Source organism: Cesiribacter andamanensis AMV16, assembly GCF_000348925.1.
Taxonomy (GTDB): Bacteria; Bacteroidota; Bacteroidia; order Cytophagales; family Cyclobacteriaceae; genus Cesiribacter; species Cesiribacter andamanensis.
Window position 1 is genome coordinate 1 of sequence record NZ_AODQ01000148.1, and the last position, 10,059, is coordinate 10,059.

General features: G+C 57.6%; 8 protein-coding genes. 4 read left to right on the plus strand and 4 right to left on the minus strand.

The genetic code is table 11. The annotated features are described in order from the left end of the window. Both malQ and ADICEAN_RS18395 read left to right on the plus strand, forming a co-directional pair. The coding region (gene malQ, locus ADICEAN_RS18390) for a 4-alpha-glucanotransferase (RefSeq protein WP_236612955.1) at positions 1-1,925 on the plus strand (1,925 nt) is incomplete at its 5' end. 234 nt (positions 1,926-2,159) lie between these two features. Beyond that, positions 2,160-2,858, plus strand: coding sequence for an HAD family hydrolase (locus tag ADICEAN_RS18395; protein ID WP_009197166.1), 699 nt, complete (start codon positions 2,160-2,162; stop codon positions 2,856-2,858). A 139-nt stretch (positions 2,859-2,997) separates the two neighbouring features. Here the strand turns inward: ADICEAN_RS18395 and ADICEAN_RS18400 are convergent, their stop codons facing one another. Together ADICEAN_RS18400 and ADICEAN_RS18405 are read right to left on the minus strand one after the other, a co-directional pair. Next, entirely contained in the window at positions 2,998-4,344 is a 1,347-nt protein-coding gene (locus tag ADICEAN_RS18400; RefSeq protein WP_009197167.1) for a serine hydrolase domain-containing protein, read from the minus strand. Between the two features lie 98 nt (positions 4,345-4,442). Next, complete coding sequence (locus tag ADICEAN_RS18405; RefSeq protein WP_009197168.1) at positions 4,443-5,054, minus strand: helix-turn-helix domain-containing protein; 612 nt, start codon at positions 5,052-5,054, stop codon at positions 4,443-4,445. Positions 5,055-5,323: 269 nt separating this feature from the next. Here ADICEAN_RS18405 and ADICEAN_RS18410 point away from each other — a divergent pair, with 269 nt between their 5' ends. Together ADICEAN_RS18410 and ADICEAN_RS18415 are read left to right on the plus strand one after the other, a co-directional pair. Further along, positions 5,324-5,692 carry a BlaI/MecI/CopY family transcriptional regulator gene (locus tag ADICEAN_RS18410; protein WP_009197169.1) on the plus strand — a complete coding sequence of 123 codons (369 nt, stop codon included), beginning with the start codon at positions 5,324-5,326 and terminating at the stop codon, positions 5,690-5,692. Positions 5,693-5,700: 8 nt separating this feature from the next. Continuing rightward, positions 5,701-7,185 carry a M56 family metallopeptidase gene (locus ADICEAN_RS18415; protein WP_009197170.1) on the plus strand — a complete coding sequence of 495 codons (1,485 nt, stop codon included), beginning with the start codon at positions 5,701-5,703 and terminating at the stop codon, positions 7,183-7,185. A gap of 79 nt (positions 7,186-7,264) precedes the next feature. Here the strand turns inward: ADICEAN_RS18415 and ADICEAN_RS18420 are convergent, their stop codons facing one another. Further along, on the minus strand, positions 7,265-8,740 hold the full coding sequence (locus tag ADICEAN_RS18420; protein WP_009197171.1) for a MopE-related protein: 1,476 nt from the start codon (positions 8,738-8,740) through the stop codon (positions 7,265-7,267). Then, a complete protein-coding gene (locus ADICEAN_RS18425) occupies positions 8,682-9,995 on the minus strand; it encodes an ELWxxDGT repeat protein (protein WP_009197172.1) in 1,314 nt (437 codons plus the stop codon). The genes ADICEAN_RS18420 and ADICEAN_RS18425 overlap by 59 nt, the downstream gene beginning before the upstream one ends. Positions 9,996-10,059: the final 64 nt, after the last annotated feature.

Below are 10,059 nucleotides of genomic sequence, written 5' to 3' on the forward strand. Positions count from 1 at the left end.
GAAAGCGAAGCGCTGCTGCAACAGCTCTGGAAAGAGCGCTACGGCGGCAAGTCAAGCTCTGGCTCACCCATACCCTGCTGCAGCTGCGCCAGCAACAGCCCGAGCTTTTCAGCAAGGGAGAGTACCTTCCCCTGCAGGTTGAAGGCCGCTACCGCAATCACCTGCTGGCGTTTGCCCGCCGCTACCAGCAGCAGTGGCTGGTGGTGGCTGTGCCCCTGCACCTGGCGGCCCTGGGCAAGGCCCAGAAGACCGAAGGGCCCGTGCTGGACTGGAAAGATACCCGCATTGTACTGCCTGCCGATGCGCCCGGGGAGTGGACGCACCTGTTCCTGCACAAAGGGGGAAGCCTCTCCCAAAAAGGACTTGCGGTGAATGAACTCTTTCAGCAGCTGCCGCTGGCCGTGCTGCAGCTGCAAAAGCCTGTCAGCGATCGGGATGCCGGCATCCTGCTGCACATCACCTCCCTGCCCTCTCCCTTTGGGGTGGGCGACTTTGGGCCCGAGGCCCGCAGGTTTGCCGATTTTCTGGCCCGCAGCGGGCAACGCTACTGGCAGCTCTTACCCCTCAACCCCACGGAAGGGGGTACCGGCCACTCGCCCTACAGCTCCTACTCCAGCATGGCCGGCAACACCCTGCTGATCAGCCCCGAGCTGCTGGCCGAAGAAGGCCTGCTGGAGCGGGAAGCGCTCAGTGCGTATCATCTTCCTACCGATGCAGAAGCCCGCTACGATCAGGCGGAAATCAACAAGGAGGAGCTGTTTAACCGGGCCTATGACACCTTTAAGAACGGCAACTTTGCGAAGCTGGAGCAGCAATTTCTGCAGTTTTGTGAGAGGGAAGCCCACTGGCTCAACGACTTTGCCCTCTACCGGGTGCTCAAAGAGACCGAAGGCGGCAAGGCCTGGCACCAATGGCCGGCCCCCTACCGGCAGCGCCAGCCCAAAGCCCTGAAGGCCTTTGCAGGGGAGCATGGCCCCCGGCTGGAAAAGATAAAATGGCTGCAGTTTCTCTTCAGCCGCCAGTGGCAGCAGCTGCGGGCCTATTGCCATGACAGGGGCATCCAGTTTCTGGGCGATCTGCCTTTTTATGTTAGCCATGATTCGGTAGATGTATGGGCCCATCCGGAGATCTTCAGCCTGGACAAAGGGGGCAATATGCAAGGGGTAGCCGGCGTACCGCCCGATTATTTCAATGAAGACGGGCAGCTCTGGGGCATGCCGGTTTTTAACTGGGAGGTATTAAAAGAGCAGAACTACCGCTGGTGGATCGAGCGCCTGCGCAAGAACATGGAGCTCTATGACCTGCTGCGCTTGGATCATTTCCGCGCCTTTGCCGATTTCTGGGAGGTACCAGCCGGCGAAAAAACAGCCCGGCGGGGCGAGTGGAAGCCTGGCCCGGGCGCCGATTTCTTCACCCATGTCCAGAAAGAATTCGGTGCGCTGCCCTTTGTGGCCGAAGACCTGGGCGACATCAACGATGCGGTCTACCAGCTGCGGGATGGATTTGGGCTGCCAGGTATGAAGGTGCTGCAGTTTGCGTTTGGCGATGACATGCCCCGCTCTATCTACATCCCCCACCACTACATTCCCAATGCCATTGCCTATACCGGCACCCATGATAATAATACCAGCCGGGGCTGGTTCCGGCAGGACATCAGCCGGCAGGAGCGCCAGAACCTGGAGCGCTACGTGGGCCATGTTGTGCTGGAGAAAGAAGTGCATACCGAGCTGAGCCGCCTGGCCTATGCCTCAGTGGCCAAAACCGCCATCCTCCCCCTGCAGGATGTACTGGGACTGGATGAAAGCGCCCGCATGAACCTGCCGGCCTCAACCAGCGGCAACTGGGGCTGGCGCCTGCAGCCCGGCCTGCTTACGGATAAACATGAGGCCCGGCTGCGGGAGTGGTGCCGGGTGTACCACCGGTAATGTCTAACAAGCTCATTTTTCGCTAGTGCGCGCTTGCAGTTCATACGTTTACCCATTCAACTGGAAGTACGAGCTGCAAGCGCGCACTAGCGGAGAAAAATGTTTGCTTGTATATACAATACTGTCCCTTTGTTGGTGTTTTCACCAACAACACACCCAGGATAGTTGCCCCCTTGGAGCGGCTCATAAAAAAGCAGTACTTTTGCAGAACCGCAACACCCCTAGCGCCTGCCCATGCCCCCTATCCAGACCATTGCCTTTGATGCCGACGATACCCTGTGGGTAAATGAAACCATCTTTACCCAAACGCAGGAGCACTTTACCGACATCATACGCCCCTACGTACGGGCCGAAGAACTGGGCAGCCAGCTGGACCAGACCCAGATCCGCAACCTGAGCCTGTTTGGCTACGGCATCAAGGGCTTTATGCTGTCGATGATCGAGACGGGTCTGGAGCTATCTGACTATCGGCTGCCCGGCACGCACATTCAGCAGCTCCTTGAGCTGGGCAAGGAAATGCTGCAGCACCCGGTACAGCTGTTGCCCCATGTGGAGGAGACCATCCGCCAGCTGGAGGGGGAGTATCCTCTGATGATCATCACCAAGGGCGATCTTTTTGACCAGGAAAGCAAGATTGCCCGCTCCGGCCTGGCCGATTATTTCTCCAGCATCGAGATTGTCAGTGAGAAAAACCAGGAGACCTACCGCCGCCTGCTGCGCAAGCACAGCCTTTCGGCAGAGGCCTTCCTGATGGTGGGCAATTCCCTTAAATCCGATGTGCTGCCTGTGTGCCAGCTGGGCGGCCATGCGGTACACATCCCTTTCCATACCACCTGGGTGCACGAGCAACTGACCCCCTGCCAGCTGGAGGGCTATGGGTACCAGGAGCTGGAGAATATGAGCCAGCTCCCGGCCTATCTGCAGCAGCTGTAGCGTTTTCGCTAGCATGACTCGTGGCACAAGTTATTCATGGCACGAGCAGCTAGCAACTGGCCTTCTCCCTTCTGGCGAAAGTGCGGTAGCTGAACGAATAGCTGCGGGGAAACCTCCAGCAGCAGCGCTAAAGCAGTGCCTACTCCCCCTCTACCAGCAAAATTTTGGGCACCAGCTGCATTGCACAGTCCGGGCAGGTGCCATAGGCTGCAAACGTAAGCCTATCACAGGCCCGCCCACAGGGGCGGCACTGGTAGCCGTAGAGCGAATCGGGGATGGCCGCCTTCTGCTGATAGGGCACATAGTTGTTCCAGTCGGTAGGCGAGTACACATCGGCTATGGTCAGGGCCAGCAGCTCTTTAAAAAGACCCTCTCCATTATCACTATTGGTCATGATCAGCACCCCTATGCCTGCATCCGGGTAGAGAATGGAGTAGTGCTTAAAGCCATTCCCGCCCCCTTCCTTGAACGCTCCTACCCCATGGGGCGACTGCAGCAGGCCCCAGCCCAGGCCATAACTTAGCGAAATGCCATCATTCAGGCTGGAATCCCGCAGCGCAAGCGGGCCAAATTGCCGCAGGGACCGAATGCGGATCTGAGGGGTAAATAATTCCTGATAGGCAGCCGGGCTCAGCAGCTTCTGCTGCAGTACGGCCTCCAGAAAACGGCTGTAGTCGGTCAGGGTGGTCTCCAGGGTGCTGGCGCCTCTGGGCTCATTATCCGTATCTTTTTCGTAAAGGGCGCCGGTGGCGGTATGGCCCCAGGCAAAATTCTCTACGAATCTGGGCTGCCATTGATAGCTGCTGTTGTGCATGCCCAGGGGCTGAAAGATCTTCTCCTGCGCCAGCTCCTCCAGCCCCCTGCCCAGCATCTTTTCCAGCACCACCTGCAGGTAGGTCATGCCCTCGCCGGAGTAGCGGTAGCGGGTGCCGGGCGTATCCAGCACTTTCAACTTTTTATCCGCTTCAAACCAACGCCAGTTCGGAAAGCCAGCGGTATGGCTCAGGCACATGCGGGCGGTAATTTTGTGGTAGAGGGAGTCTTCGGCCAGATCGGAGAAATCATCGTGCCAGCGTGCCTGCGGCTCATATTCCCATATCCTTTTGGGCAGATAGTCCTGCAGGGGCACGTCCAGGTCCAGCACCCCCTCCTCTACCAGCTGCATCACCAGCACACCAAAAACGGCCTTGCTCAGCGAAGCGCCATAGAAGTTGGTAGAATCGGTAAGGGGGCTGCGGGTATCCAGCCGGCTGTAGCCAAATGTAGTTTTATAAACCAACCGATTTTGGTTAAAAATAGCCAGAGAAAGGCCATGCACCTGCGCTTTTTCCACCAGGCCGCTTACCTGGCGGGTGAGTGAGGCCGCATCAACAGTGCTGCCATCTAAGCGGGTAATAGTGGCCGAAGGGGCCTCAGGCTGCGCTGCACAGCCAAACAGAAAAAGAACAAGAACAAGGGGGATATACAGGAAGGATAGGGATTTCATAGGATGGAGGTATTAGAAGGGTAAAAATGGGGGCAGGCAAAAGCACATGCAGTGCCTTCTGCTCGCAGATGGGCTACTAAAGGGGAGATGGGTTGGTATCAGGCCCCAGCAGCCAGGGACTTCCTTTTTCTCAGGAATGGGATGGCAAGGGGGTACCACATACGGCCACTGCGGAGCACCAGAAAAATGTTCAGGACGATGAAGAGCACATTAAGGATAAGGGCGCCAAAGTAGAGCGCCATGACGGAAAAGAAGATACCGGTAGCCTCCCCCAGCAGCGGAAACACAAAAAAGCCCGACAGGCCAATGAGGAGGAGTAGCGTGATGGTGAGCTGAAAATTGATCACCGCCCGCCCGTGCCGGTCATAGAGGGGGTTATCGTCCCGCTTGTGGATCCACAGAAAAATGGGTACCAGTATATTGGTAAGGGGCAAAAGGGCGCCCAGCAGCGGTACGCTGTGAAAGAGCAGCAGCCATTTGGTTTGCAGGGCTTCATGCCGGGGATTCTCCAGCGGCAGCAGCTCCCGTATATCGATCTGCAGCGCATCGGCCAGCAGCTTCAGGGTATTCATATGCGCATTTACCTCACCGCGCTCAATGCGCTGGATGGTCCGGACGGTAACCCCCGAAAGGTCGGCCAGCTTTTCCTGGCTCAGGCCCTGCAGCTTTCGCTGGTAGATCAGATTTTTAGATAAGGATTGATTTTCCATACTGTTCGGCTTTTGTATAGCCCAAACCTAGCCCAATTTGCCCACCAGCACCACGACATATCGGTGTCACCTTCCTGTCAGATGGGGTAAACTAGTGATTTTAGCCCGTTTATGCCAGCCCCTGTCCGATTGATTAGCAGCTTTCCTTGCCGCGCATCCCCACGCCCCAGCATGCCGGACAGTAACCAACCGCACTTCAAAACTGAAATTTCAGTTTTATAACTGTTAATTCAGTTGTGTAACTGATAAATAAGGTGTACGTTTGGTGCATGGAAACCTTAACCAAGACCGAAGAGAAGGTGATGCACATTCTCTGGCACCTTAAAAAAGGATTTGTGAAGGATGTACTGGAGCGCATGGGCGAGCCGCAGCCCCCCTACAACACCATCTCCTCGCTGATCCGCCTGCTGGAAAAAAAGGGATTTGTGGGCCACACCGCCTATGGAAAAACCCATGAGTACCACCCCCTGATCTCCAAAGCCGCCTATCGCAAGTTTGTCTTTAAAAATTACCTGGCCAGTTATTTTGAAGGCTCGCCCGAGAAGGTCGTTTCCTTTATGGTGAAGGAGCAGGAACTGAGCCCCGAAGAGATCCGCAAGATGCTGGAGCTGCTGGAGAAAAATGATTCCGCCAACTAAACGCCCCTATGCTTCTACCCTACTTCGGCTACCTTATTGAAGTAAGCATCAGCCTGGCTGTTTTCGCCCTGGCCTACCGCCTGTTTTTTGTGAGCCTGACCCCCTTTGGCTGGAACAGGGCCTATCTGCTGGCTGCCCTTCTACTGAGTGTGCTGCTACCCCTGCTGCCTCTTCCCCACCTCTTGGCTAATGGTGCATGGTCTTCCCTGCCAGCGGCAGACCTCAGCTGGTTAAAGCTGGAGGGGCTGGCAACGCCCGGGCCAGTACCTGCCCCTGGTCGTAGCGGAACTGGGCAAACTCTTCCGGCGGGCACATCTTATTTCCGCCTGCTGGGGGCTGCGCTGGCACTGCTGTACCTGGCGGGCTGCCTGTACAAGGGGGGACAACTGCTGCACAGCCTGCTGCTGGTAAAAAATCTCCTGAGGCACAATCCGAAAGAGCCGCAGGCTGGCTATATCCTGGTGCGCACCCGGCAGGGGCTGGCTCCCTTCTCCTTTTTGCGCTACATCTTTCTTCCCCAGGATGGCCCCATGCTTAGTGCGGAAGAAGCCGAGTTGGTGCTTCGGCACGAGCAGCACCACCTGGAGCAGCGCCACAGCCTGGATGTGTTGCTGTATGAGGGGGTTACCGTTTTCTTCTGGTTCCATCCGGCCTTGTATTACCTGAGTGCCAGCCTTCGCAGGCTGCACGAATTTCAGGTAGATGCGGCGCTTACCCGGACCGCCACCACGCCCACCACCTACGGCAGGCTACTGCTCAAGCTGGCCAGCCTGCAGGGGACTGCCCCTATCCTGCATACTTTTTCCTCCAAAGAGCTTGTACACCGAATCCAAATGCTTACCCAACCCCCTTCTACCCCCATGCAAAAGCTGAAATTCTTAGCCGCCCTGCCTGCCCTGGCAGTAGCCCTTGCTCTTTCTTCCTTTTTCCATCCCAGCCCCCCTGCCGCTAGTCCCGAAGTCCCTACCAGCCTTCAGCGCACAGAAACCGACGAAATGGAGCCCTTGGTAATCAAAAGCATCAGCTGGAGCGGCAATACGGTCTATACCGAAGCCCGTCTGAACCAGGTGCTGGGCTTAAAGCCCGGAGATCCCTATACCCGGGCCGAGCTGGAAGCCCGTTTGAACTTTACTCCTGAGTCGCAGGATATTTCGTCGCTTTACATGGACCAGGGGTACCTGTATTTCTCGCTGAAAATAGACGACACCAACATTGCCAACAATGCCGTAGCGCTGCAATTTACCCTTCAGGAAGGACCGCAGGCACGCGTGTCGGAGGTTAACATCAAAGGAAACACCAACATAAGCTCAGCCGAACTGCTCAGGAAGATCAATATCAAAGCCGGAGAATTGTTCAGCCGCGCCAAACTGATCAGGGCGCAGCAAGCCCTGGTGCAGACGGGCATGTTCAATCCGGAAACCATTGGCATTACCCCCATTCCCAATCCCGAAGCCGGCACCGTGGCGCTGGAGTTTACGGTAGAGGAGTTATAAATATCGATACCACCAAAAAAGCGGGGAACAGCAGGAGAAACTCTATCTTTTGCTGTTCGCCGTTTTGCATTTGATGTTGCTACTCCTTTATGATCTTTAGTACCCCTGCCTGCCCGCCGCTCTGCAGGCGCAGCACATACAGTCCTTTGGGGAGGCCCTCCATCGATAGCTCGAGGATACCCCTTTGCGAATCGGCAGGATAAGTGCGCTGGTACACGCGCTGGCCGGTAAGGGTATACAGGCTCAGCTCAAGGGGCCCCACCCCCAGGCCACCCCCCTGCAGGCGTAGCTTGTCGGTCACCGGGTTTGGATAGTAGCGTAGCGGCCGGAGTGTATTTTCTTCTTCATCGGACAACTCATTGAAAAAGTCGGGCTTGTACACGCTGGCCCCTGAAGCCAGGCGGGCGTTGGTCTGCAGAGGCTCAAAAAGGCTGCGGCAGGTGATGATGCCATCTACATCATAGCCGGTGGAAGAGGGGTGAAAATCGGCCGGATTGGACGTATCGCTTATCCGCAGGTAGCGCACATAGGGAAGTTTGCCGGCACCCACCACCGGGCTCAGGTCAATTTTGACCGTGCGGCAGAACTGGCCCGGCACCCGCACCCACTGGCTGCCGTTGGCCGATACCTCCAGCATCATGGTCTCGGGCATGCCGGCCAGGGCATCATCATAACAGGGGCGGGAGGCCCAGCCCCAGCTGGTTTCCACCACCATCAGGTCCGGGGCCTCGCTGCCATCGTCGTACAAAAGGCTGCCCAGCTCCAGCACCAGCTCGCCTCCAAAACCCAGTGACACAAAGTTGTAGGTGCTGTTTTCCTGCGGGGCGCCCAGGGCCAGTTGTGGGTTGCTGCGGCGCTGGCCAATGGTGCCGGCATCGGGCCGGTAGCCCTGCCGGAAGGACACCACATGGGTGGCATGGCAGCCGCCCTCCTCATCGATCTCCCCGCTGCAGTTATTGTCCAGGCCATCCGCCAGCTCCGTAGCGCCGGGATAGAGGGCAGCATCGGCATCGTTGCAGTCGCCGGGGCTCGTCACATAGCCCTCGGGTTGCCGGCATACCAGCAGGCTGTGCTCACTGCTGCCATAGCCATCGCCATCCCCATCGGCATACCAGCGCCTGTTCTGGCAATTGTCGATGCGGATGGAAAGCAGCTGGCGTGCCTGCTGCCCCCCGGCGGTGGTTGCCAGCAGCTCGGGAAAATAGCGGCCCCAGCTGCGGGCAGGGGTAGTGCCAAACAGGCGTATGCTGGTAGCCTGAACTTCGGCCTGCAGCCAGGCGGGGCGATTGGCCAAAAACGAAACCTCCTGCAGCTGGTGCTGCTGCGAATGGACCAGGGGAAGGATAAACTCAAACTCCTGCTCGGTACCGATTACCAGAGCTGGCAGGGGCTGGAGCCCAAAGGGAGGCTCTTCTTCATCAATCTCGCCATTGCAGTTGTTATCCAGGCCATCGCCGGGAATCTCAGCGCCTGTTGGGATGCAGGCCGCAGCAGCGCTATAGGCATAGAGGCCCCGGCCACCCCCCGGCACAGCGGCACCAAAGTAGAAGCACATTGCCCAGGGGGGTAAGAGCGACAGGCTCGCTGCCGGCCGGCCCGGGCAGCAGGTCATTCACCAGAACGGTCCCTTCTGCCGTACCGGAGCTCCGCCAGAGCTCCCTGCCATGCAGTGCCTCGGCAGCACTAAAATACAGCTCTCCGGCATAGGCTACCAGATCGGCCGGATAGCTGCTTTTGGCATGCTGCTCGGGGCTGTCAAGAGTGTTGATGTCCTTCACCAGCACAGTGCCTTCCGGGCTTCCATCGCTTTTCCAGAGCTCATAGCCATGCGCCTCACTATTGGCACTAAAAAAGAGCGTAGGCCCCACAACAGCAAAGGAGTAGATAAAACTCATTCCCTCGGGATCAAGGTCTTTTATTAGTTCCGTACCCTGGGCAGTGCCATCACTGCGCCATAGCCCCCCTTCGTGCAGGCTGTCCATGGCATGAAAATAGAGCATGCCCTGATACACGATCATGGCCGAGGGGTCGGCGCCATACTGTCCGGGCCCAAAGGTAGCCCGCTCCGGTCTGCCCGGGTAGAGATCGAGCACCAGTTGGGTGCCTTCGGCGGTGCCATCGCTGCGCCACAGCTCTACCCCATGCATGCCATCATAGGCACTAAAATAGAGCCAGTCCCCTAAGGGGGTTAAATGACTGGGCACGCTACTGCGTACATAGGGATATAGCGGATGGTTATCGCCGGGGCCGGGGTTAATGTCCTTCACCAGCACGGTGCCTTCGGCGGTGCCATCTGATTTAAAAAGCTCCCGTCCCCAGTCGGGGTGGCGGGCACTGAAGTAGAGCGCTCCTCCAAAATCGGTCAGGTATTCCGGCCCACCGATGCCTTCAAAATAGCCGCCGGGGCGCGGGGGCCCGGGATACAGGTCTTTTACCAGCACGGTTCCCTCGGGCGTGCCGTCACTTTTCCAGAGTTCCTGTCCCAGTTGCCCATTATTGGCGCTGAAAAACAGCTGGCCCTGTGAAACGGTCAGGTAGTTAATGTTGCTGTGGGCCGGTCCGGGGTTAATGTCCTTTACCAGCACGGTGCCTTCGGCGGTGCCATCGCTGCGCCAGAGTTCAGCTCCGTGGGCCGCAGTGTAGCCGCTAAAAAAGAGCATGCCCTTAAATTCTACCATAGTGCCTGGAGATACATCAGCCGTAATGAGGTGCAGGGCCACGGCAGTGGGCTGGCCTCCCGACTGTGCGCCGGAAGCAAGTGGCAGAAACAGGACCAGCGCTACAGAAAGCAGGAAAAAAAGAGGTCTCATACACAAAAAATAGGTGTGGTGCTCTGAACAGGGGGTGGGATAAACAGAAAGCTGTGCCTGAAGA